The sequence below is a fragment of the Opitutaceae bacterium TAV5 genome (assembly GCA_000242935.3).
Taxonomy (GTDB): domain Bacteria; phylum Verrucomicrobiota; class Verrucomicrobiia; order Opitutales; family Opitutaceae; genus Geminisphaera.
In genome coordinates this window covers 3,108,594-3,133,775 of the sequence record CP007053.1, presented here as the reverse complement: position 1 = coordinate 3,133,775, position 25,182 = coordinate 3,108,594, and the positions used below count along the sequence as shown (strand labels likewise).

At 65.2% G+C, this 25,182-nt stretch carries 14 protein-coding genes; 5 read left to right on the top strand and 9 right to left on the bottom strand.

Annotated features, from left to right (window positions below; all coding sequences use genetic code 11):
• Positions 1 to 82: 82 nt before the first annotated feature.
• Positions 83 to 916, top strand: a complete 834-nt coding sequence (locus OPIT5_13620; protein ID AHF94375.1) for a hypothetical protein — start codon at positions 83 to 85, stop codon at positions 914 to 916.
• 60 nt (positions 917 to 976) lie between these two features.
• Here the strand turns inward: OPIT5_13620 and OPIT5_13615 are convergent, their stop codons facing one another.
• The 3 genes from OPIT5_13615 to OPIT5_13605 all read right to left on the bottom strand — a co-directional run bounded on the left by OPIT5_13615 (position 977) and on the right by OPIT5_13605 (position 9,718).
• Positions 977 to 1,369, bottom strand: coding sequence for a hypothetical protein (locus OPIT5_13615; protein ID AHF94374.1), 393 nt, complete (start codon positions 1,367 to 1,369; stop codon positions 977 to 979).
• Between the two features lie 190 nt (positions 1,370 to 1,559).
• Entirely contained in the window at positions 1,560 to 3,284 is a 1,725-nt protein-coding gene (locus OPIT5_13610) for a peptide transporter (GenBank protein ID AHF91089.1), read from the bottom strand.
• Positions 3,281 to 9,718 (bottom strand): filamentous hemagglutinin, encoded by a 6,438-nt coding sequence (locus OPIT5_13605; GenBank protein AHF91088.1) that lies wholly within the window; start codon positions 9,716 to 9,718, stop codon positions 3,281 to 3,283. The genes OPIT5_13610 and OPIT5_13605 overlap by 4 nt, the downstream gene beginning before the upstream one ends.
• Before the next feature lie 281 nt (positions 9,719 to 9,999).
• On the opposite strand from OPIT5_13605, the gene OPIT5_13600 reads away from it, so the two are divergent.
• The 4 genes from OPIT5_13600 (at position 10,000) to OPIT5_13585 (ending at position 13,878) form a co-directional block, all read left to right on the top strand.
• Positions 10,000 to 12,015 (top strand): DNA helicase UvrD, encoded by a 2,016-nt coding sequence (locus OPIT5_13600; GenBank protein ID AHF91087.1) that lies wholly within the window; start codon positions 10,000 to 10,002, stop codon positions 12,013 to 12,015.
• Between the two features lie 191 nt (positions 12,016 to 12,206).
• On the top strand, positions 12,207 to 12,641 hold the full coding sequence (locus OPIT5_13595; protein AHF91086.1) for a glyoxalase: 435 nt from the start codon (positions 12,207 to 12,209) through the stop codon (positions 12,639 to 12,641).
• 786 nt (positions 12,642 to 13,427) lie between these two features.
• Positions 13,428 to 13,622 (top strand): hypothetical protein, encoded by a 195-nt coding sequence (locus OPIT5_13590; protein ID AHF91085.1) that lies wholly within the window; start codon positions 13,428 to 13,430, stop codon positions 13,620 to 13,622.
• Entirely contained in the window at positions 13,615 to 13,878 is a 264-nt protein-coding gene (locus OPIT5_13585; GenBank protein AHF91084.1) for a hypothetical protein, read from the top strand. The genes OPIT5_13590 and OPIT5_13585 overlap by 8 nt, the downstream gene beginning before the upstream one ends.
• Positions 13,879 to 13,942: 64 nt before the next feature.
• Here OPIT5_13585 and OPIT5_13580 read toward each other — a convergent pair whose 3' ends face one another.
• From OPIT5_13580 to OPIT5_13555, 6 genes are all read right to left on the bottom strand, one after another.
• Positions 13,943 to 15,400 carry a sialate O-acetylesterase gene (locus tag OPIT5_13580; GenBank protein ID AHF91083.1) on the bottom strand — a complete coding sequence of 486 codons (1,458 nt, stop codon included), beginning with the start codon at positions 15,398 to 15,400 and terminating at the stop codon, positions 13,943 to 13,945.
• The gene (locus OPIT5_13575; protein AHF91082.1) at positions 15,397 to 16,341 is read right to left on the bottom strand and encodes a xylose isomerase; all 945 of its coding nucleotides are present in this window, start codon (positions 16,339 to 16,341) and stop codon (positions 15,397 to 15,399) included. The genes OPIT5_13580 and OPIT5_13575 overlap by 4 nt, the downstream gene beginning before the upstream one ends.
• An 81-nt stretch (positions 16,342 to 16,422) precedes the next feature.
• Positions 16,423 to 18,849: a laminin gene (locus OPIT5_13570; protein AHF91081.1), complete on the bottom strand. Its 2,427-nt coding sequence runs from the start codon at positions 18,847 to 18,849 to the stop codon at positions 16,423 to 16,425.
• Positions 18,809 to 21,925 (bottom strand): laminin, encoded by a 3,117-nt coding sequence (locus tag OPIT5_13565; GenBank protein AHF91080.1) that lies wholly within the window; start codon positions 21,923 to 21,925, stop codon positions 18,809 to 18,811. Before OPIT5_13565 ends, OPIT5_13570 begins: the two co-directional genes overlap by 41 nt.
• Before the next feature lie 62 nt (positions 21,926 to 21,987).
• A complete protein-coding gene (locus OPIT5_13560) occupies positions 21,988 to 24,417 on the bottom strand; it encodes a laminin (protein ID AHF91079.1) in 2,430 nt (809 codons plus the stop codon).
• On the bottom strand, positions 24,414 to 25,175 hold the full coding sequence (locus OPIT5_13555; protein AHF91078.1) for a laminin: 762 nt from the start codon (positions 25,173 to 25,175) through the stop codon (positions 24,414 to 24,416). Before OPIT5_13555 ends, OPIT5_13560 begins: the two co-directional genes overlap by 4 nt.
• Positions 25,176 to 25,182: the final 7 nt, after the last annotated feature.

Sequence of the window (25,182 nt, the reverse complement as noted above, 5' to 3'; positions counted from 1 at the left end):
ACCGGCCAACCTTGCCCGTTAATGCCATTTTGTAGCGTCATGCTTGCCCCGACGAAACACTCCCTGGATAATCGCGGCCCTCATGAGCAGCTTCCCTCAACCCGGCAACCGTCTGCGTTCGCAACGCGGACTCTCGTTGCTCGAACTCCTCCTCGTCGGCACGCTGTTCGGGGTTCTCCTCATCATCCTTGTGCCGGATTGCCGGCGCACCACCGAATTCCCTCCGGAAACCATCGTCCTCACCGACATGAGCACCCTCCAGGCCGCCTTCCGGCGCTGTTACCAGGACTGCCAGTTGCAGGACGAGGACATGGAGCTGTTCGACCGTTTCGGCCTGTGGCCGCTCGCCGGCATCGCCGCGCCCGCCACCTCACAACCCGCTCCCGGCACCAACAGCCAGGAAGAGATCTTTTCCGCTCCGGTCCCCGAACGGCCCGCCGCGCTTCGCGAAAGCGACCTCGCCGATTTCCGCGATCTGCTCGCCACGCGTCTCGCTGTCCGCGACCCGAAGTCACCGGGGCCGGGCAATAACCGCAACTGGCGCGGATGGAACGGCCCGTATCTGACGCTCGACGCCACCGGCACGTTCGAAACCGCGCCCGGCAGTTCCGGACAGAAAACGGAAAGAGAGATGGGCGGCGCCTTCACCACCGCCCGCACCCTGCCCGTAAAACCCGACGCCTGGACCCTGCTCGACGATCCCCTCGCCCGCAAGGTGACGTCCTGGTATCGCGTCATCATTCCTGCCGACCCCGACGGCATCCACTATTACCCCGGCCTCATCACTCTCGTGGCCACCGGCCCCAACGGCAAGCTCGACACGCGGCCCACCGACATCGATCCGGTAACCCGGGAGTTGAAAGCCCAAGGCGATGACATCGTCCTGACCCTGCTCCCGCGGACGGAAAAAAACTGAACACGCCGCAAGCGATGACGCCGGTCGCTCTCCCGGAACGCCGGGCCGGGAGCCCGGCCGTTACGTCGGGCTGCCGGCCTCCGCCCCGGCCGCCGCTTCCGCCTCCAGTTCGCGGATGGCGTTTTGCAGTTCCCGCACGCGCTCCGCTCCGATCTTCCATTGTTCGACCAGGGTTGGCATCAGTTCCGAGGGAGGTCCCTGGAAATGGGTCCATATTTCCAGCGCTGCGTTCCAGGGCGCCGCATAATAACGCATCTTCGCGGCCGTTTCCTCGTCCGCGCCCTTGAGGGCCTTGTCGATGACCGCGTTCATGTACTGCATTTTCAGCACGTACTCGGGCAACTCGATCGCGCGATTGGTGTCGCCCCGGAGTTCCTGCACTTCCCTCAAGACCGTTTTCATCACCTCAAGCCGTTCCGCCGGCTCCAGCGGAGCCCGTCCGCAGGCAGACATGGCAAAAGCAACGACAGTCAGCAACGACCACAAAACACGACGAGGGAAGAGAGAATTCATCCGGAGATTGCATTCCCGCAACCTCACACACTCAAGTCTGTTCCGTTATTAAAGAAAATATATTGCAAATAATGCCAGCACTCTGAAGTCTGTGGATTTTCCCGGAAGGAAGCGGCCTCCGGGGCAACGGTCACCAGGCCACCGTCACGCTCACATGGCCACGCTGGTTGTCACCGGTCGGGGACACGCCGCTGTCGCGCAACTGCCAGCCGTAGTCGAACCGGGCGACGATGTTCGCCGCCAGCGTATAGCGCAGGCCAATACCCGTGCTCAGCAGCTCGCGCGTGCGCTCCTCCCCCGGCAGCGTGTCGGCGATCACCGCCACGCCCGCGTCGAGAAACACCAGCGGCACCAGCCGGTCGCTTGCGCGTGTGAAGCCGAGATGCCGTGCCACGGAAAACGCCGGACCGTGCAGTTCGTTCACGAGGATGAAGCCGCTATCGCCGTTGGCCTCGCGCTCGTCGTAGCCGCGCAGCGACGATGCTCCGCCAAACCCGAGCTGCTCGCTGCCCAGCAGGTTGCCGCTCGCAAGCTGCGCCTCGGCCCGCACCACCCAGGAAAACTCCTGCGGCAGCCGCGTGGTGCGTTCCAGCGCGAGGCGCGCCCAGGCGTAGCGCGCTTCGGCGTACGAGCGCGCCGCCGCGTAGTCGGCATCGTCGTTGTGGCCACCGATGCCGCCAGGGCTCAGCGCCACGGTGAACGCAGCCGAGGTCACTCCCAGACGGTCCGCCAGGCTCGCCTCGTATCCCAAAACCAGTTGCACGACATCGGTCGCCTGCGCGAACACCGACATGCCGCCGAACGCCAGGTTGTTGTCGCTGCGCTTGAAGTCAAAACCCGCCGAAACCGCATGCTCGACTCCCTGCCAGGAACGCAGCGGCACCCGGTAACGCAATCCCGCCTGCCAGGAGGTGCCTTCCAGATTGAAAGGCGGGATGTCCGGCTCGCTCTTCGCATAGCTGCCAAAGAGCGTCAGCGTGTGTCTCCAGGGCAGCGGCACGACATAGCTGGCGGAGTGCGCCACCATTTTTTCGAAATCGGGACTCGTGGTGAACTGGTAATTGAGCTGGTGGTCCAGGCCGAAAACATCACCCCAGTTGAAGCCGGCGAACAGCCGGTCCTCGTCGGTGAGCGGGGTGCCCGAGTCGTCGTAGCCGGCATACACCCGCCAGGGACGCCGGTCCTGCGTGCGCAGGATCACGTCGGTCTCCCCGGGTTGCGCGCCGCGCGCGAACACCAGATCCACCCGCCGGAACGGGTTCTGGTTGAGCCAGGCCAGGTCGTCGAGCAGCTCCGACCCGGAGATGGACTCGCCGGGTGCGATGCGCACCTCACCGGTCAGCCGTCCGGAGGAAAACCAGCGGTTGCCTTCCGCGCGCACCTCTCCCAGCCGCCCCTCGGTGACGAGGAGCTGGATCGTGCCCGACCGGATGTTCTGCTCCGGCGCGGCCACATCGACGATCGGCCGGTCCGCGGCCCGATACGCCAGCACCGCCTCGCGCGTGATCTCCCGGAGCCCGCCCAGCGTCAGGGGTTTCCCCAGCCGCGTCTCCAGTTTTTCGCGGAAGGCCGGCGTGTCGAGCAGCAGACCGGAGGGCATGTGTATTCCATCAATTGATACGCCTTCCGGCCTGACCCCGGCCGGGTCGGTCACGAAAACCAGACCGAGCAGGGCGGGCGTGAGCACGCGGTCGTCGCCGGACTCCGGTTCCGGCTGCGGCACGGGCAGGACCGGCGGGGCCGGCTCCGCCGGAGCCGGCGTCTGCGGCGCCACCTGCTCGTAGGTCTGCGCATGCGACGCGGCAGTCGCCGTCAGGAGGAGGACAAGGAGGACGGGTTTCATGAATTGGCTCATCGTGCGCCCTCCGCCTTGAGGAATTCGGAAAAGCTCGTCACGGCCAGCGGCGCGGGACCGGACGGCGCCTCGCCTTCCGCGCCGGCGCGATAGCTCGCCGGAGGCCCGGACGGCGATGGCGACAGGGAAAAAGTCAGCAGCGGCGGCGAGGCCAGCGCGTTGCCCACGTCCTGCTCCACCGCCCGGCTCTCACCGGTTTGCGCATCGACCAGGGGCACCAACGTCGTGCGCCCGCCGCGCACCACCGCGGCATACTTATCCGAACGCACCGGCACGCCGTCGATCTGTACCACCGGCACCGTGTATCCGTCCACCGTGATGCCGGGAGACACCACGGTGAGCACGCCGTCCTCGTAGCGGATCGCGTAATTGGCCGCCGCGGCTCCCCAGGGCGTGATCGCATACGCGCCCGGCTCCGACTCCGGCGTGGCCGGCGTCGTGAACTCCAGCCCCGAGACCACGTCGGCCGTCTCGCCGTTGACGAGGCCTTCGAAGCTCGCGGTGAAAACCGGGTTCGGGCTGTCCGTGAGCCGTGTCGCATCGTTGGCCGTGATCAGCAGGTCTTTCGGCGACACGATCCACGTGCCGTCGTGGCGGCTCATGACGGTGTAGTTGCCGTTGGCCAGTTCGCCTTCGACAGTGAGCGTGTAACTGCCGGCTCCGGTCGTCGCGCCGACGCCGAAGCTGTTGGCGAGCCCGGTGAGCACGTCGACGGTCTCGCCGTTGACCAGACCCTCGGCGGTGATGCCGGGATTGGCCGGCGCATCGCCATAGGTCGACGTGCCGCCGTTGGCCGCCACCGTGATTTCCTTCGGCGAGACGATCCAGGCGCCGTCGTGGCGCTGCGCGATGGTGTAGTTGCCGTTGGTCAGCGTGCCCTCGACCGTCAGCGTGTGGCTGCCCGCGTTCGTCGTGCCCGTGATACCGAAGCTGTTCCCCAGGCCGGTGAGCACCGCAACGGTTTCCCCGTTGACCAGACCCCCGGCCGTGAACCCGGGGTTGGCCGGCGCATCGCCGTAAGTGGACGTGCCGCCGTTGGCCGTGACGGTGATTTCCTTTGGCGAGACGATCCAGGTGCCGTCGTTACGGGTGGTGATGATGTAGTTGCCGTTGGTCAGCGTACCCTCGACCGTCAGCGTGTGGCTGCCCGCATTCGTCGTCGCGCCGATACCGAAGCTGTTGTCCAGACCGGTGAGCACCGCGACCGTTTCCCCGTTGACCAGACCTTCGGCGGCAAGGCCGGGATTGGCCGGCGTATCGCCGTAGACCGAGGCGCCGCCGTTGGCCGTGACGACGATCGACACGGGCACGATGGTCAGGGCGCTCCCCGTGGAAACCAGATCGTAGCCCTGCTGGGACGAATACAGACCGGTCGTCACGTCATAGCTGCCCGCATTGATTCCGCTCGAGGTCGAGCCGAGCAGGAGCGAGGTGTCGTACGGGCCGTTCACGCTGTAGCCCGAAGTCTGCGCGAGGCCGGTGTACGCCACCGTCTTGTCCTCGCCGTTGACCTCGAGCCGCGTGAGGAATGCTTTCAGGAGGGGCGCTGTATTTCCCGCGTAGATACGCCAGACGGTGTCGGCCCCGCCCTCGGCGTCGATGCTCCATTCCGCGAACGAAGCCGGATCGGTCATCTGCGCGGTGGTCAGGCCGGTGGCGTCGACCGTGCGGGAGCCTCCGCCCACCGCGGCGTTTTGCCCGGTCGTGTCGACGTCCCAGACGGACCGGGTGACCGTGCTGTTGCGATGATTGTAGCCGATCAGGCCGCCGACATCGTCCTCGCCCGACACTGCGCCGGTGGCGTAGGACTGGATGACCGAGCCGCGGTCGTTGTCGCCCACCAGGCCGCCCACCTCGTCCTCGCCGGTCACGGCGCCTGTCGCGTAGCTTTGCCTGACCGTTCCCCGATCGTTCCAGCCCACCAGGCCGCCGATCGAGGATTCACCGGACACGGCCCCGGTTGCATAGCTTTGCTCGATGGTTCCCAGGTAATTGATGGCCGCCAGGCCGCCCACAAGGTATTCACCCGTCACCGCGCCCGTCGCGTAGCTGTATTTGATCGAGGTGTCGATGCTGGTGCCCACCAGGCCGCCCACCTGGAATCCGCCGGTCACCGCCCCGGTCGCGTAACTGTAGAGAATCTCGCCTTCCCAGGTATGGCCAACCAGGCCCCCGGCGTTATGCGTAATCGCAGTGACCGTCCCGGTTGCGTAGCTCCACTCGATCACAGTCGTGGCGCGGCCGGCAAAGGATTCGTAGCCGCTGTAGCCGACCAGACCGCCGACCACGTCGTTGCCCGAAACCGATGCCGTGGCGTAGCTCCGGCGGATGGCGCCGTAGTGGGTTCCGGCGATACTGCCGACGGAGCTTCTCCCCACAATGCTGCCGCCGACCAGCCCCAGATCGCGGACCTCGGCGAGATCGCCAAGGATGCCGAACAGGCCCACGTCGTCCATGGCCGGACGGTTGATCGTCAGGCCGTTGACGGTATGGCCCCGGCCGTCCAGCACTCCCTGGAACCCGGCCCGCAGCCCCTCGGGGTAGGTCGAATCGTAGGTGACGGGCAGAAACCCCTCGCCGTCGTTCCAGTTGGCCGTGCCGCCGGCGTCGATATCGCCCGCCAGCTCATAATGCGCGTACCGCGATCCGGTGATGATGCCCTGCAACCCATAAATATCGGCGAGCAGCCAGGGCGTATCCGCCGAGCCGTCACCGCCGACCGCGCGGAGGAAACGTCCGCCTTCGATGCGGAAGTCGCCCACCTCGAAAACCGGCAGCGTGGCGTCGTTCTGAATCCATTCGCCCTGCTCGAGGATGAAGCCGCCGGCGACCAGCGCGTGCGGCGCGATCAGGGAGCCGGGAGCGTTGATCCGCAGGGTGTTGCCAGGCAGGTTCAGCGCGGTGTCGAACGTGAACACATCGGACGAGAGCTCGAGGCGCAGGCCGATGCCCGCGGTCATGCCGAACACGTCTCCCGAAAACGCATAGAGAATATCCGCGTCGGAAAAGGAGCCCAGGACGTTCCCCATGTCGGCGATGAGGTCGCTCAGCCTGGTCGCGCCGCTGGTGACCCAAACCTGCCGGTTGGCCAGCGCCACCTCTTCGGTAAGGTTGCCGGCGAGCGACACGAGCCGGTTGGACCGGAAATAATCGTCGCCCACCGTATAGACCAGCGCGGTCGTGCCGGCCTCGAACTCGCCGGAGTAATAAAATACAAACGCGCCCTCCTCGGCGGTGACGGTCGTGGCGACCTGCTGGCCGTTGATCACCAGCGCGAGCGTGATGCCCTCGCCCGCGCCTTCGAGCGCGCCGACCAGGGTGTTTTCGGGCAACGAGGCCAGCTGCCAGCGAAGCAGCGGATAATCGCCGGTCGCAGCATACCAGGTGGCCGCACTGAACCCGGAGGGAAGCCGGAGGTACATGAACTCGTCCGTGGTCAGGCCGACGACACCGTCGACCGCTCCGGAACCGACTCCGGGCAGGCCGCCCGCGGTGTCCACATTCCAGTAACTCGTGTCAATGGCGCCGCCGTCGTTCACGCCGGCGAGCGCGCCCGCGTATTCGTTTCCGGATACCTCGCCGGTCGCATAGGACTGCGAGATGGAGCCGCCCTCGTGGCGTCCCACCAGGCCGCCGACCGCGGAGTCTCCCGAGACGGCGCCGGTCGCGTAGGACTGCGAGATTTCGCCCTCGCGATTGTACCCCACCAGTCCGCCGACGGACGATCCCGTGCCGGACACCGCGCCGGTCGAGTAGGCCTGCGTGATGACGCCGCCGTCGTTGAGGCCGACCAGGCTGCCGACGGCCTCATGACCCGTCACACTGCCGCCGGCCAGGCCGACATCGAGGAGTTGCGATCCCGGCCCCGCGACACCGAACAGGCCCACGCGGGACTCCGTCCCGCGGTCGATCACGAGCCCGGATATCGTGTGCCCGTGTCCGTCCAGCGTGCCGGTGAAGGGTGTGGCCGACGAGCCGATGGGCACAAACCCGCCGCCTCCGCCCCAGATGGAGGAGACGTTGCCCGTGCCGCTCAGATCGAGGTCGCGCACCAGGGTGTAGTGCGCTGCCAGCGTCTCGCTGTTGAGGCCGATGAGCTGCAACTGATGGCCGGTGGCGATGCGCGTGCTGTATTCCCACGCCAGCATCGGGCGTGTCTGGCCCTCGATCATCACCCAGACGTTGGCGGACGGATCGTTGCCAATATCCCAGCCGACGTAGCTCGCCGCCGTTTTTGCCTGCGCCGTGGTGAGGCGGTCGCCGCCGTCACTGAAATCGAGACCGGTGCTGTCGCCGTCCCAGTAGCTCGACGAGATGTGGCCTTCGTTCCAGGCGACCAGGCCGCCCATGGACCACCAGCCGTTGATCAAACCTGTGGCGTAGCTCTCCGTGATCGTGCCGAAGTTTCCGCCCGCCAGAGCGCCCGCCTCTTCGCCAGCGGAGATCGAGCCGGTCGCGTAGCTCCGCGTGATCGTGCCGTCGTTCCAGCCGGCCAGGCCGCCGCCGAAGTCGGCGGAGACCGCCCCGGTCGAGTAAGACTCCACAATGTCACCCCCGTTGTAGCCGACCAGCCCCCCGGTATCCCATACGCCGGCCACGCTTCCGGTTGCATACGTTCGCATGATCGTCCCGCTGTTCGATCCCGCGACTCCGCCCACCTCCTTGTTTGTGCCTGAAATCGCCCCGGTTGCATGGGAATCCGTGATCGTTCCGTCGTTGGAGCCAACGAGCCCGCCCACGGTGTCTCTTCCCGAAACCGTCCCCGTCGTATAAACGTTCGTGATTGTGCCGCTGTTGGTCCCGGCCACGGCGCCGGTATAATCGCTTCCGGCCACGGAGCCGCCGGTCAGGCCGACGTTGCGCACCAGCGCGGTGCCACCAAGAGCTCCGAACAAACCTGCATGGGTGCTGGAGGGGCGGTTGATCCTGAGCCCGTTGATCGTGTTACCCAGTCCGTCGAAAACGCCGGTAAAGGGGGTGCCGCCCGATCCGATGGGGGCAAAGCCCGCGCCGCTGTTCCAGAGGATCGTGTCGCGAGCGTCGATATCGACGCCCAGCACATAGCGTCCGGACAGATCCGCGGTCGCGATGCCCTGCAACGCCTCCAGGCTCCGGATCACCGTGTAGGCCGAGCCGTTGACCGAAAAGGACGCCCCGCTGCCGCTCAGGGTGACGCGGGCTCCGTTGTTCAGCGTATAGCCGTAGCCGGCGCCGTGCGTCAGGGCCAAGCCGGCGCCATCGCCGGTGGCGGTGATGTCGGCGTTGAAGTGGATGCCGAGGAGCGCGTCCAGGGTCAGGACCGTGCCCGCGCTCCAGCTTACCGCGGCGTTGACGAAGAGGTTGCCCGCGGTGGTCTGCAAGGTGATGTTGCTGGTGGCCAGGTTGGTCACGAGGGTATCGGCGCCAATGCCGTGGGAGGTCTGGGCCGCGCCACCCGAGCTGATGACAAAATCGTCGGGATCGATCAGCCAGGTGCCGAAAACGCCGGAGGAGCCGCGGGTGTCCACGCGCGCGCCGTCGGCGATCTGCACGGTCTGGCCGCTGGTCTCGACGAAACCGCCCGTGCCGCCGGCATTGGTCGCGGTGATCTCGCCGCTGTGCCGGGCGAGGCCGTCGAGGCCCGCGGTGGTGGCGGCGACGAGCCAGACCTCGCCGTCGCGCTCGGCGGTGCCGGTGGCGCGGATGACGCCGGTGTTGTTGATGGCGAGGGCGTAGGCGTTGCCGCCGGCGGCCTTGAGTTCGGCGGTGGCGGCGGCGATTTTGCCCGCGTTGACCACGAGGCCGGGCGCGGTACCGGCCTGCACGAACACGCGCTGCGAGCCGCCGGTGGTGAGCAGCACCTCGGAGCCTGCCGCCAGGCCCGCCGTGCCCTGCGGGGCGGAGAGCGTGCCCCGATTCTCGACCTTGCGGGCGATCAGAAAAATATCGCCGCCCGCGGCGTCGATCGCGCCGAGGTTTTGCACGGCGGCGGTGGAGTCGCCGGTGAAGAGCAGGTCGCCGCCCTTGAGAAAGGCGCTGTCGCTCACGTCGAGCGTGGAGGCAAGGAAGCCGGCGGTGTCGATGCGCGCGCCCGCGCCCACGATCACGCCGTTGGGATTGATGAGAAAGACCTGCCCGTTGGCCCGGAGGTTGCCGAGCAGCGACGAGGGCGCGCCGCCGATCACGCGGTTGAGCGTGGCGCTGGCCGCATCGGGCTGCACGAAGCGCACGAGCTCGCCCGCGCCGATGGAGAAGTCCTGCCAGTTGATGATCGCGCGCGCGGTGGTCTGGTTGACGGTGAGCGCGCCCGCGCCGCCCGAGATCGTGGCGCCCCCGGCGGCGACATGACCTCCGGAGGGGTTGGCCGACAGATGCGTATGCGTGGCCAGCCATGAGAACAAGGCGGCGGCGGTAACCCGGGGAAACGACCCCTTGTAAATAAACGGCAAAAACATGGCTAGGCCACGGGCTAACCGCCGCCGGAGTTTTGAGAAGGTGATTTCGGCCAACCCCATCCTTTTCCCGCCGAAACCCGCCTTTCTCTCTGTGAAAATGCAAAAATGCTTCTTTCCGGCGCGCCGACACAGCGCCGGTTGCCCAATCCCGATCGGGCTCCTCGTCCTGCAAGCGGCAGTCGTTACCGCAGCGCCGTGACGACACCCGGGCGCGCCCTTCGCAGGCGCCCCCACCTCCGGGCTTGTCCCCCCGGCCCGGCGCTGCGAGCGTGCCCGCGTTCATGGATTACTTTCTGGATCAACAACGCCCTGACGGCGACGCCGCCTTTCCGCCACCCGACTTTCGCGGCGAGCTCAACGAGGAACAGTACGCCGCCGTCACCGCCGAGCCCGGCCCGCTCCTCGTTCTCGCCGGCGCCGGTTCCGGCAAGACGCGCACGCTCACCTGGCGCGTGGCCTGGCTGCTCTCGCAAGGCGTCAAACCGTGGCAGATCCTCCTCCTCACGTTCACCAACAAGGCTGCCCGCGAGATGCTCCATCGCGTGCACGACCTCACCGGTTACGAACCCGGCCGCTTCTGGGGCGGCACTTTTCATTCCATCGGCAGCCGCATCCTGCGCATCCATGGTGAAGCGATCAAAATCCCCAAAAACTTCACCATCCTCGACGCCGACGAATCCGAAGGCGTTCTCAAGCAGGCCGTCGAAGCCGCCGACCGCACCTTTTTCAAGGACAAGACCCACCCCAAGCCCGGCCCGCTCCACTCCGTCCTCTCCCTCTCGCGCAACACCCGGGAGACACTCGTGCAGACCGTCGAGAAACGGTTTCCCCAATACAAGGACATCGTCGGCCGCTTCCCCGCTTTCGCCGCCGCCTACGAAGCCCGCAAGCGCGAACAGAACGTCCTCGATTACGACGACCTCCTCGAACTCTGGCTGGAGCTTCTCGAAAAATGTCCCGACATCGCCGCGCATTTTTCCGAACGCTTCCGCCACCTCCTCGTCGACGAATACCAGGACACCAACACGCTCCAGTCGCGCATCATCGACCTCATGGCCGCGCACCATCGCATCATGGCCGTGGGCGACGACGCCCAGTGCATCTACTCCTGGCGCGGGGCGGATTTCGAAAACATCATGACGTTCCCCGAACGTCACCCCGGCACCGTCATCCACCGCATCGAGACCAACTACCGCTCCACCCCGCAGATCCTCGCCCTCGCCAACGGCGTGCTCAATGCCCAGCCCCGCGGCCGCCACTTCGACAAGGAACTGCGCGCCCACCGCGCCAACGCGCAAAAGCCCTTTCTCGTCCAGGCGATGGACGCCCGCGAACAGGCCGAGTTCATCACCAAACGCATCAAGGGCCTGGTGGACGAAGGCTGTGCGCTCTCCGACGTCGCGATCCTGTACCGCGCCCACTTTCAGGCTCTCGAAATCCAGGTCGAACTTTCCAAACAAGGCATCCCCTACCACATCACCAGCGGCGTGAAGTTTTTCGAGCGGCAACACATCCGCGACCTCGTCGCCCTGTTACAATTCGTCTACAATCCCGCCAGCGAATCCTCCTGGCAACGCATCGCCATGCTCCTGCCCAAGGTCGGCGAAAAGGGCGCGGCCAAAATCCACGCCGCCGCCCGCGAACACGCCCGCCTCCTCCGCACCGATCCGGTCGACGCCCTCATCACCGACGACGTGAAAAGCAAGGTGCCCGCCGCCGCCCGCGAGGAGTGGGAAAGTTTCTGCGCCTCCCTGCGCGAAGTCGCCGCCGCCATGCACGCCGAGAAAAGCCCCGTGCGCGCCGTCGAGCTCGCCATCGAGGGCTGGTACGGCGATTACCTCAAGGGTGCGTTCGCCGACTACATCGAGCGTCTCGACGAACTGAAGGCCCTCGTCACCTTCGCGCAGCGCCACGAGGACATGCAGGACATGCTCGCGCAGATCATGCTCCTCAACAGCGAGACCGGCGACCGCAAGGTCGATCCCGACGCCGACGCCGTGCGTCTCACCACCGTCCACCAGGCCAAGGGGCTCGAGTACTCTGCCGTCTTTCTCATCAGCCTCGCCGACGGCCTCTTCCCGCTGCGCCGCGCCATCGAGAACGGCGACGAGGAGGAAGAGCGCCGGCTCTTCTACGTCGGCGTCACCCGCGCGCGGGACGAACTGTACCTCTGTTTCCCGAAGATCAACAGTCGTCCCGGCCCCAACGGCATGATGGCCACGCCCAGCCGTTTCCTCGGCGAACTCCCGCCCGATCTCTATGAACCGCTCCGCATCAAACGCCATTTTGCATGGTGACCGGACCGGCTGCGCCGGTAGAGTTGGAAGTTTGTAGTTGGTAGTTTGAAGTTTGTAGTTGGAAATTGGTGATACCAGATTCGCAGCCGACAAGACATCCGCCCCCGACACACTCTCCCGCCACCAGACACCAACTTCCAACTCCTAACTCCTAACTACCAACTACCAACTTCCAACTTCAATCTTCCACCATGTCACATCACCCGTCACTCTCCGGAGGTTTTCATCACGTCGCCCTGCGTCTCGACAACTGGGACGCCGCCGTCGCCTTTTATCGCGATGTCCTCGGCTTCTCGATACACGTCGCCTGGTCGCGTCCCGACGGGCTGCGCTGCGCCCTGCTCGACATCGGCGGCAACTGCCGCCTCGAAATCTTCGAGGACCCCGCCGCCCGCCCGATTCCTGCCAGCGAGGCGACCGGGCCGCTCCTGCACATGGCCCTGCACGCCGCCGATGTGGATGTCGCCATCGAACGGGTGCGCGCCGCCGGCTACCCGGTGACGCGGGGCCCCGAGGACGTCACCATAAAAACCACCAACGGCCTCGGTCCCGTGCCCGTGCGCCTCGCCTTTTTCACCGGCCCCGCCGGCGAAGTGTGGGAACTGTTCAAAAGCGACCGCGCCTGAAACCGGCAAGACGCATACAGTCTCCATTAATTCGTTTTTATATCAGCATCCCGAAATTTCCGGATTCTCACACAAAGATCGCAAAGGCTACAAAGGGCTGGTTCCCTGAAACTTCGTGTTCTTCGCGATCTTTGTGTAAAATCAAGGGAGGTTCTGAAAATTGAACAGAAGTTAAGAAGATCACGAAGGCACTGCCGTTCCCGTAACCATCTCCCGTATCTGGCACCTCTTTTTCAGAAAGAAGAAAACGCCATATCCGCCCAACCACCTTCCAGCCTCCTCCGGGCCTTCGTGATCTTTTTAACTTCTGTTCAAAAAAACAATTTTCAGCCCCCCTTAAGAACATCAGGGACGCCGGCATGAGCCTGAAAATCAGGCGTGCTACAGTTGAGTTTTCCAGTCGTCGTCCGGCATGATGCGGCACCTGAAGGCGTCGAGGACCTGGCGCGCCCCATCCGGCCTCGAAGCTGGGGTAAGCCTGCTCCAACCATGATCACGGGATGACGACGCCGGGAGCAAACGGATTATAGATGGAGTTCATGGTTCCGGAAGTGTAGGAAAATTATCGAAATTATGAGCGGATTATAATTTCGATAATTTCCATCAAATCCGGAGATGAGGCGCAATCAGCACCCAATAGACTTGATGCTAGCGGAGGATGTGAATCAAACCGATGTCAGGTCCGGGGAGCGCACGGATCTGACATCACTTTCGAGTCGCACCCCTTGGTGCCATCGACCTCGCTCCCCTCTTGACCCGCTCCCGGCATCACGCATCTTTGACGGCATGAGCGTTCTGGAGATCAAACAAAACCTTTCCCGCCTTTCCGCTCGTGAGCGCAGGGAAATACAAGTTTATCTGCACCAGCTCAAGCGAACGACACCGGCATGGAAAAAAGCCACCGCCCAAAAAATAGACGCGGTGAAAGCGGGGAGGTTCACGACAATAGAAACGTTGGAATCCCTCCATCGCCGTGCCTGATCGTAGTGCTTACAAGCCGGTCTTTACCGATTCCGCAGTCGAGTTTTTCGTCCGGCTGACCAAGCGGAAACAACGAACCATTCTGGATCGCTCCCATGAGCTGGCCGCCGACCCGTTTCTCCTCCCTGATTTCCAGACCATCGACGCATCGGGACGCGAAATCTCGCATCTGGTGATCGACAATTTCATCTTCGATTTTTGGGTCGATCACGCTGCGAAACAGGTGGTCATCACCGAAATCGACAGGGTGGAATGAGTGCATGGGCGGGCATCCCTGTTAATCAGGCCGTGCGACCGGCTGCCCCTGCCTCGCCGCCACTTCACGGATTGCTTTCCGAGACCCCCGCGACAAATGGTGCCGCCGGCAGCCCCGCTTCGTTGAACAGGACCGGGGCCGGATTATTGCGGAAGGCATAGCGTACCGTCTTCGGCACACGCACCGGTTCGCTGCGCAGCTGGATTTCGCTGTCGATCAAGGTCGCTCCGGCAGGGTGGAACACGCTATCAGCCCCGGCGAGTTCAAAGGCAATCTTGTCCGGCGGCGGCGGAGGACGCAGCACCAGCTGTCCACCGTCGGTTTCCGTTCCACCAAAGCGCAAGCGAGCGACACTGCCCTCGGATGTAGCCGACAAAAACCGCGGTCCCTCCGCCGTCACCGCCTCGCCAAAAATCGTCCGCCTGGCAAGCAAGCCCAGCCGGTGGCCAACGTCCTGCTTGTTGCGCGGATGGATGCCCCGGGGTTCGCCAAGATCTATGGTTACGGCCATCGCTGTGGCGGGCAAATCCAGGGCAGACGCCTGCCCTTGGCGAATTTGCGCCCAATTTATCCCCTCGGTGCTGCCATAGTTGGGTAATTGCACGAAAAGAAAGGGAAGCGCCGGCGATTCCCAACGCTGCCGCCAGTCGGCGATCAAGGCGCGGAAAAGCGCGCCGTATCCGTCCGGCTCACGCGCGTTGGCTTCGCCTTGATACCAAAGTATCCCGCGCAGACCCACCCCGATAATCGGATGAATCATCGCATTGAATGCGCCCGACGGCGCGCGCCGGTTTTCGGAGCCGGATTGGACGACGGCTGAAATCGCATGGCGGTCGAACGCCTCCTCGCTTATCCACGCCTCGACCGTCGTGCCACCCCACGCGCTTGTGACAAGACCTTGCGGGATGTTGTAGCGGCGGTGCAGATCCCGCGCGAAGAAGTAGCCGACCGCCGTGAAGTCCCGCCCCACCGTGGGGGGCGAACACACGACCCAATGTCCGGCAAGCTCATGCGGAGCGATCGGTCGCCCGACCGAGCGACCGGCAACCTTGAACTGGCGGATGCCGGGATAGTTGGCGGCTGCGATTTCATCGACCGCATTGGCTGCCTTGCGGATCGACCACTCCATGTTGGATTGGCCGGAACAAAGCCACACATCGCCATACACGACGTTGCGGCTGATCACCGTCTCCGACGCGCCTTTGAAAACAAGATCGCTTCCCTCGGTTTGAATGCTGCCGCCCTGGATGGCACGCGGCGGCGCGGGAAGCATGACTTGCCAGTTCCCATCGGCATCGGCCGTGGCCTTGGCTGAAACCCTGTGAAAGCGCACGACAACCGGCTCGCCGGGATCGGCCCGCCCCCAGATGCGGACGGGCGTATCGCGTTGCAGGACGGCGTTGTCACCAAAGAGCGCGGCAGGCTCGGGTCTCGACTGCGCCGCCCCGGGAAACAGGCATGACACGCCGAAACACAGTATCGCCGCAGTGTGCGGGTGTGATCGCGGAGCTCGAAAAATCATTGCGGCTCACCCCCGACCGGGACCGCGGTTCCCTCATTTTTCTTCGCCCCGGCCAGTGACGCCACCAAGGCCTCGACCCTGCGTCCGTATTCAAGATAGATGCGGCGGCGGTTCTCCACGGTCGGCGGTCCGTAAAAACTCGAGCCGCCCATGTGCGGCTCGATCGACAAACCGCCCCGATAGCCGCCCGCCAGCAAATCGGCCACGACACGATGCACATCGCCTTGCCCTTCGCCCAGGAAACACCACCGCACGTGCCCGGTTTCAGCATCAAAGACACCATCCTTGATATGCACGTAAACCACGTGCTCCCTCACCTGCCGGAAAAACTCCAGGGACAACTGCCGCGGATGCGGGGCGGGCCGGGCGTGGTCGGCATCCTTCACGCAATTGCCGGTGTCGAAAACCAGCTTCAGGCCCGGCACGTTTTCCAGCAGGCTCAGGGTGTGCCTCCAACTCATGCCGCCGTAGTTGGCACAGTTTTCGTGGACCACGGTGACGCCGACATCCGAAAAGATGCGCACGATTTCGCGCAGTCGCCGGAAACGCTCTGTCTCGCGCAAATCGGATACGTCGCCCACCGGATAGCTCATCACCCGGACAAACGACGCACCCAGACGTTGCGCGCGCGTGGCGCCGCGTCTCGCCGCGGCCAATTCGTCATCGAACGGATTGCGGATATCCTGTGCCCCGTTGCCGAGGGTGGAGCCGAGGGAATTCACCCGCACGCCGGCATCGTCCAGCGCTGCCACCACGCGGTCGAAGGCTTCGTCCGGGATGTCGTGGAGATTGCCGACGGGAAACCCGGGGACCCCGACCTTGCGCAGCTCGATCGCACGCCAGCTCAGTTCGCGGGTGACTTCGATCTGCACGTCGATGTCGGGCGCCACCTCGTCGGCAAAGCCGGTGAAATACACGGGGAAAATGGAAGTGGGGTTCATGATGGTAAAGTCGGAAAATGGCCGGGGCCGAATGATGTGATTGGGTTCGCGGGACTGCTCTGCGGAGAGATTATGCCGCTTCTATGGGTTGACCGCCGCCAGCACCTTTTTGAGTTCCTGATGGTCGCCCGCGATGGCGTCGGGACGTGCCACGCCGTTAAGGATACGAAAATAGGCGATGCGGCCCTTGAAGAAGGAGTCTCCGCGCGTGCCGTCCAGAAGGGCGTCGTCTTCCGAGTTCCCGAGCGGACCGCCGAGCCGGCTGCGCTCCGGCGAGCACAGCCCGTCGCTTATTATGGAGGCTTCCTCGACACCGTTCACATAGAGGCGCAGCCGGCTCATGTCCCAAGTGGCGGTGACATGATACCACTGGCCGGACTGGACGACGGTGGACCCGGGAGCGAAGTCGAAATCCCGGCGGGCGTTAAGCCGGCGCGCCTCGAACCTTCCGCCCGCCGTGATGCGCAGGGAAAGGCCGGCGTCACGCTGGATGAAGAGCTCCTGCTGGCGGCCGGGCTTCTCGTCGGGGCGGACAAGCAGTTGAACCGTGACGGACCCGGCGGGCATGGCGGCGAAAGGGATGTCCACGAAGGTATCCTTGCCGTTGAACTGGAGGGCATCCCAGCGATCGGAGAGGTTCTTCCAGCCGGGGCGGCCCGCCTTGTCGGCCGGATCGGTCTGGCCAAGCTGGCCGTGGAGCTTGCGGCCGGAGGTGTCGATCAGCTTGTCCCTCCCGATTTTTAGCCGGGGGAACAGGCTTTCGAGTTCAAACTGGTAACTGGCCGCGATGCGAGGCCAGGCGGCGTCGGAGGCCCACTGGCCGCTGGCGTAGGCGATGGTGCCATCCTCGTAGCCGACGAGGGCTCCGTAGTAATCCTCCGAGACCATGCCGGTATGGAGCGGATCGCTCAGCCAGTTCTCGACCACGGGCCGGGCCGCGGTGTCGGGCGTGGGATCATTGATGATGAATCCGTTTTTCAAATACGCAATGCCCATCACCGCATTCCCGGAAACGGATGCGGAGTCGATTTCCAGAAGCCGGGGACCCGTGAGGGAGGGCTGGCCGCCGGAGCGCCGGTTGACGAGAAGGACGGGTTGATCGCCGGTGCGGAGACGATGGAGCGGCACACTGAAGCAGAGCATGTCGGCCTGCACCGAGTTGGTGACGACGGGGACGGGGGCGAGCTGCCGGTAGGTCTGGCTGAAGGCGGCGGCGTTGACCGTGACTTCGGGCCGGAGCATGTCGCGGGTGGCGGCGGCCGGGACGGTCCAGGTGACGGTCGTGGCTTCGGCACTACGGCCCGAAAGCGGGCCCCAAGGCAGGGTCGCGAGGACGCCGCCGGTCTGATCACGCAGCGTGAGCGTGCCGCTCACCGTTTCGTAGCCGGGGGCGACGGGGAGGCTGAGGATTTCGAACTCGAGGGGCTCTCCCGGGAAAATGTTCTTGCGATAGGAGACGATGACGCGGGGCCGGTCGCCCGCGGGCGGCGGGCGGTCGAACATCCGGTCCGCGTAATGGCGCACGATCTCAAGGAGGGCGGTGGTGTGCTTGTAGCTGGGCTCGAAGCTGGTGGACTCCACCCAGTCGTTCCAGGTGGCGGCCTGCAGGAAATCCGGTCTGGTTTCGGCCAGGAGTTCCAGCACCTTCCTGAGCCGCCAGGTGCCTTGCTGGCTGATGTAATTGCGGGAATCGAGGCGATTGGAATAATAGCCGGGGTTGAAACCGCCGCCAAAGAGCTTGCCCGGAGTCCGCCGCACGGCGGCGGCGAGGTCAGCCAGGCCGCCGAGCCCTTGATCGAGTGGCGCGGAGAAATTATAAGCTCCTTCGGCAGCCTGCAACAGCACGGCCAGTTGCGGTTCGTCCACCCGGCCGCTGACCGAAAAAGAGGTGCCGGCGACGCCGTGACCGAACCAGATGAAGCGATAACCTTCGCCGCGAAGGCTGGCTATCAGGTCCACCAGCTCGCCGGCATTCGCAAGGCCGATGCCACCGGCCGCGTAATCAAAGATGACGGGAAGGCCGTTGATGCGAAACCAGGAGGGATGATCGGCAAAACGGTCCAGGAACAGCTTGACCTGATTCCTGAGCTTTTCGGCCGCGTTGCCTCCGGTCGCGTGAACGATGGGCACGATGGCGGCGCCTTCGACGGACCTGGCCGCTTCCAGATAATCTTCAAGGCGCTGCGCTCTCTGGTCGGGGTTTTCGATGCTGCCGTTGTAGAGATAGGCGCCGAAGACGGCGCCGGGCACTTCGCGCAGCATGGCGCGGAGCTGCCATACTTTCAGGTCGGATTCATTGCCGAGGGCAAAGGGGCGGTCGAAGCTGTAGCGGTAATAATCCTGATGACCGCGGGCCGCGGCCCATTGCGGACAGGCATGGAAAAGGATGAACGGGGGAACCTCCGGCGCGGCGGTGGCAAGAAGACCGGAGAGCAAACCAAACAGGGCGAGAAGCGACTTGGTCATATCAAGGGGTGTGGGGACCGGAGGACGGCGGGATTTGGGCAAGCGCGGCGATTTCGGCGGCGGTGAAGTCGCGATTGTAAACGGTGTAGGCGGCAATGAGCCCGTGGAAGGGATCGAGCCCGGTTCCCCGGGAGCCAAGCGCTTCGACCGAATCGCGGCCGGATGTTTTCCGGCCCCGGCAGGCTTGAGTGGCCGCGAGCCGGCCATCGATATAGAGAGCGAGGGAGACACCGTCGTGCGTCACGGCGAGGTGCTGCCAGCGTCCCGATTCAACCGGAACGGAGGCGACCGCCGTCTGGGGGCGTCGATCATCGTTGCTGCGGGAGACATGGTATCGATTGTTCTTGTCGATCCCGAGGGTGACTACATTGCCCGCACGGATGATCTGCGGAGCGGTGGAAAGCGGGGGATCGGGACGCACCCACAGCGACAAGGTCAGCGGACCGGCAGGCAGATCGAGGACGGTCAGTTGGACCGGTTGCCCGGCCTGCGGACGCAGCGCGGGCAAATCGCCGGAATCCGCCACGGTGATTATTCCTGGAGCGGGGCGTGAAGGCTGCCGCGCCCACCGGTCATGAAGCATCCTGTCCGCCGGATCGAAAAGATAGTCCACAAAGACTTCCTCCTTAGAGACGACGAAGGCGGCTGCGAAGCCGAGTCGATAATCGTCGCCCACCCGCTCCAGCCGGGCGATGTAGCGGGAGTCGTCGTAGCCGGTGATGCGCTCGAAGGTGAAACCAGCGGTGGTGACGTTGCGGAAGAGGGTATAGGTTTTGCCGTAGTCGATGGCTCCCTTTAACGCGAGGGTTGCGCCGCCGCCACCGGCGAGCCAGTCGCCGGTGGTGGCGAACACGATCTTGTCCGAGACGGCGTCCGTCGCCCCAAGATCGAGAGACAGCACGGAATCCGTCTCGAACCTGAGCTTGCCGGAACCGGCCAGCGAAAGCGTCAGGGTGCCGGCCTGACTTTGCCTGGAGGCCGAGGTCAGGCTGCTCACGTTGCCGGGCGAAAGAGTCGCCCCAGCCCCGATGACGATGTCTTTGTCCGCGGAGAGTGACAGCGCGCCGTCACCGGCCAGGATGCCGCCGGTGGCAAGGGCAACGTCCCCGCCCGAGTTCACCTGACCATTCGCAAGGAACCAGACCGCATCGATGGCGATGCCGTTGGCGACCGTGAGGCTGCCCTCGCCGGCGACTCGGGTGGCGCCCTGCGCACCGCCGGTGGCGACAAGCCGTCCGGCCGCAAGATGGCGGCCATTGAGTTCGAGGGTCGAGGAATAGTCGGCCGAGGAGGTGGACAGCCGCACAAGGGCGGCGGAAGGCAAGGCCGAGGCCGTGGCGAATCTCAACGCCCCCCGGACTATCCTCACTTCGGTGAAGTTGTTGGCCGCCCCCCCCACCGTCCAGCGGCCCGTGTCGGTCTTTTGGAGAATCCTGCCCCCGGGCGTGGTGGCCTCGTCAAAGACAACCCCGGCCACCAGGTTGTTCGCGCTCGTGGAGGTGCCTCGCAGGGAGAGTGCGATCGAGGTGGCCGTCGTGCCGCCCGCCTGCGTCACGAAAAGATCCCCGAGCGCGAGCGAACCGCCGGTGGAGCTGATATGACCGATTTGCTCCGCGACGTTGCCGCTATAAGAAAGCACGAGATCGCCGAATGTCTCGTTCTCCACCCCGGACGACTTGAGCCAGTAGCCATTGTAGGCTGGGAGCCGATACATCGGAGTGAAGCGGAGCTGATAATCGTTACCCACCCGTTCGAGCCGGGCGATGTAGCCGGAGTCGTCGTAGCCGATGATGCTCTCGAATGCGAAACCATCGGTGGTGACGTTGCGGAAGAGGGTATGGACTTTGTTGTGATCGACGACGCCCGTCAGCGCGAGCGTGGCGTTGCCGCTGCCGGCGAGCCAGTCGCCGGTGGTGGCGAACACGATCTTGTCCGAGGCGGCGTCTGTCCCCCCGAGGTCAAATGCCAGCACGGAGCCGGGCGCGAACCTGAGCCTGCCGGAACCGGCCAGCGAAAGCTCAAGGGAGCCGGGCAGGCTGTATCTGTCCGCCGAGGTCAGGCTGTTCACCATGCCGGGCGCCAGCACGCCCTCGATCACGATGTCCTTGCCCGCGGAGAGCGCCAGGCTGCCGTCGCCCCCCAAAATGCCGCTTTCGGCGATGGCGACATGTCCGCCCGAATTCACCCGGCCGTTTACAAGGAAGCAGACCGTATCGACGACGATGCCGTTGGCGACCGTGAGGCTGCCCTCGCCGGCGATGCGGGTGGCGCCCTGCGCGCCGCCGGTGGCGACGAGCCCCGCGGCCGTAAGATGCCGGCCATCGAGTTCGAGGGTCGAGGAATAGCCAGCCGAGGAGGTGGACAGCCACACATGGGCGGCGGAGGGCAGCGCCGCGGCCGTGGCGAATCTCAACGCCCCCCGGCCTACCCCCACTTCGGTGAAGTTGTTGGCAGCGCCCCCCACCGTCCAGCGGCCCGTGTCGATCTTTTGGAGAATCCTGTCCGCGGGCGTGGTGGCCTCGTCAAAGACAACCCCGGCCACCAGGTTGTTCGCGCTCGTGGAGGCGCCTCGCAGGGAGAGTGAGATCGAGGTGGCCGACGTGCCGTCCGCCTGCGTCACAAAAAGGTTCCCAAGCGCAAGCGAACCTCCGTTTGAACTGATATGACCGAGTTGCTCCGCGACGTTGCCGCTGTAAGAAAGCACGAGATCGCCGGCTGTGCGGCCGCCCGCTCCGGAGGTGTTGATCCAATATTGGTTGTGCGTCTGGAGCCGGACATCCAGCAAGCCGCCGCCCCCCATCGTCACGACGCCGCTTGTATTTGAAAACATGATACGCCTGATCGACCAGGCGGCGTTCACGTTGACCGTTGCAGCGTTGTTGAACGTGGCGACGGCCACGCCGCTGCCGGAGGGCAGCCAGCCCCCTGCGCCACCCGGCGCATCGGACCAGTTTGCAGCGTCGGACCAGTCGTTGGCGGAGCCGCCTCCGATCCAGAAAGGCGTGTGGGTGGTCTGCGCGCCCAGGGAGGCTCCGACGGCCAGCAGGCAACCCAGAAGAATGCCCGCGCAAGGGTGATGGGAGGGGGAAGCAAGTGTGGACAGGGATCGATTGGGCATGGGGTAAGGCTGAATCGCACACGGGGTTGACGGGGAATGAAGAGGACAGGATGTCACCGCTCCTATGGGTTGGCCGCCGCCAGCACTTGGGCGAGTTCACGGTGGTCGCCGACGATGGCGTCGGGGCGGGCGGCGCCGTTGAGGATGCGCAGGTGGGCGATGCGGCCCTTGAACCAGGAATCGCCCCGCGTGCGGTCGATGATGGCGTCGTTTTCCGTGTCGCCGAACGGGCCGCCGAGACGGATTTTTTCCGGCGAGCGCAGGCCGTTGCTCGGCACGGAAGCCTCCTCGACGCCGTTCACGTAGAGTCGCAGCCGGGTCATGTCGTAGGTGGCGGTGACGTGATACCACTGGCCGGGCTTCAGGGTCGTGGAGCCGGTGGCGAGGTCGAAATCCCTCCGGGTGTTGAGACGCCGGGCCTCGAATTTTCCGTTCGCGGCGATGCGCAGCGACAGGTTGGCGCCGCGCTGGATGAATATCTCCTGCTGGCGTCCGGGTTTCTCCGAGGGCTGGACAAGCAGTTGAACCGTGACCGGGCCGGCAGGCATGGCGGCGAGGGGGATGTCCACAAAAGTGTCCTTGCCGTTGAACTGGAGGGCATCCCAACGGTCGGAGAGGTTCTTCCAGGCGGGGCGGCCCGCCTTGCCGGCCTGATCGGTCCGGCCGAGCTGACCGTGGAGCTTGTGGCCGGAGGTGTCGATCAGCTTGTCCCTCCCGATTTTTAGCCGGGGGAACAGGCTTTCGAGTTCAAACTGGTAACTGGCCGCGGTGTCGGGCCAGGCGGCGTCGGCGGCCCACTGGCCGGTGGCATAGGCGATGGTGCCGTCCGCATAGCCGACCAGGGCGCCGTAGTAGTCGTGCGCGATCATGCCGGTGAGGAGCGGATCGCCGGGCCAGTTGTCCACCACCGCCCGGCTGGCGGTGTCGGGCAAGGGGTCGTTGATGACGTGGCCGTTCTTGAGGTAGGAGACGCCGGCCACGGCGGTGCCGGCCGTGGCGGCGGAGGCGGGGTCGATCACGAGCAGGCGGGGGCCGGCGAGGGAGGGCTGCCCGCCGGGGCGTCCGTTGACGAGGAGCACGGGTTGCGCGTCGATGCGGAGACGGTGGAGAGGCACGTTGAAGTAGAGCATGTCGGCCTGCACCGAGTTGGTGACGACGGGGACGGGGGCCAGTTGCCTGTAGGTCTGGCTGAAGGCGGCGGCGTTGACCGTGACTTCGGGCCGGAGCATGTCGCGGGTGGCAGTCGCCGGGACGGTCCAGGTGACGGTAGTGGCTTCGGCACTACGACCCGAAAGGGGGCCCCAAGGGAGGGTAGCGAGGACGCCGCCGGCCTGATCGCGCAGCGTGAGCGTGCCGCTCACCGTTTCGTAGCCGGGGGCGACGGGGAGGCTGAGGATTTCGATATCGAGGGGCTCACCCGGAAAGATGTTCTTGCGATAGGAGACGATGACGCGGGGCCGGTCGCTTGCGGGCGGCGGGCGGTCGAACATCCGGTCGGCGTAATGGCGCACGATGTCCAGCAGGGCGGTGGTATGATTGTAGCTCGGCTCGAAACTGGTGGCCTCGACCCAGTCGTTCCAGGTGGCGACTTGCAGGAAGTCCGGCTTGGTTTCCGCCAGAAGTTCCAGCGCTTGCCTGAGCCGCCAGGTGCCTTGCTGGCTGATGTAATTGCGGCCGTTCAGGCGACTGGAATAATACCCGGGGTTGAAGCCGCCGCCAAAAAGCCGGCCCGGTGTCCGCCGCACGGCGGTGGCGAGGTCCGCCAGGCCGCCGAGCCCTTGAGGAAGCGGCGCGGAGAAATTGTAAGCTCCTTCCGTGGCCTGCAACAGCACGGCCAGTTGCGGCTCGTCCACCTTGCCGTTGACCGCGAAGGACAGGCCGCCGACGCCGTGCGTCAGCCAGATGAAGCGGCGCCCCTCGGCGCGCAGGGAGGCGATGAGCGCGGCCAGCTCCTCCGCCCGCTCCACGCCCAGCCCCCCGGCGGCATAGTCAACGATGACGGGCAGCCCGTTGAGCCGAAACCACGCGGGATGGTCGGCATGGCGATTGAGGAGTTCTTCAACCAGAGCCTTGAGCTTCTGCGGGCGTTCGGCCGCGGGACCGATGGCGTGGACAATGGGCACGATGGCCGCGCCTTCGACGGATTTCGCCGCCTCGAGGTATTCTTCAAAGATGATGGCCGGACGGTCCAGCCGGTCGAGATTTTGAAAAAAAAGGTAGGTGCCAAAGACGCCGCCGGGCACGTGCTCCAGCATGGTGCGGAGCTGCCAGACCCGATTGGGCGTGTCACCCGGGGCGAAGGGACGGTCGAAGTTGTAGCGGTGATAATCCTGATGCCCCCGCGCCGAGGCCCATTGCGGGCAACCATGGAAGAGGACAAACGGGGGAAACTCCGGCGCGACCGCGTTCGGCCGCTCCGTGGCGGGAGCGCCCGCGGGGGTCGCAAGCGTCAGGCAGAAAATCGGAAGAAAGGAAAACAGCGGTCGAATCATAAAGAAGAGAGGGAACGGACTTGGATAGTTGCGTTGTTGTCGGGAGACCGGGCGTGGAAGGACCGGGCCAGCGCCGCGATCTCGGCGGCGGTGAAGGCCCGGTTGTAAACGGCGTAGGCTGCGATGAGCCCTCGGAAGGGATTGCTCCCATCCCCGCGCGAACCAAGCGCCTCGCCGGAATCGCTGTGGGAGGTTTTTCGTCCGCGACAGGACTGGGTGGCGACGAGGCGGCCATCGACGTAGAGCGCGAGCGTCACGCCATCGTGGGTGGCGGCGAGATGCTGCCAGCGCCCCGGCCCGACGGGCTCGGCGGCGGTGGCGGACTGCGGGCGCCGGTCGTCGTCACTGCGGGTGACCTGGTAGCGGTTTTGCCCGTCGATGCCGAGGGTGAGCACGCTGCCGCTGGCACGGATGACCTGGGGCGCGCCGGAAAGCGGAGCGTCGGGACGCACCCACAGCGACAGGGTCAGCGGGCCGGCAGGCAGATCGAGGCCGGTGAGCCGGACCGGTTTTCCCGCCTGGGGGCGCAGGGCGGGCGCGCCCCCGGTCTCGGCCACCGGGGCGATGCCCGGCGCGGGCCGGTCGGGTTGCCGTCCCCACCGGTCGCGGAGCACCTGCCGCTCCGCGTCGAAGATGTAGTCAACGAAGGTCTCCTCCTTGGAAACCGACGAGCCGGAGACAGGCTCCGGAGGAAGCGCGGCGCTCGATACACCGCACCCACCCGACAGGAGCAAGAGGGTCAAAGGGAAACGTAGCATACGAAGT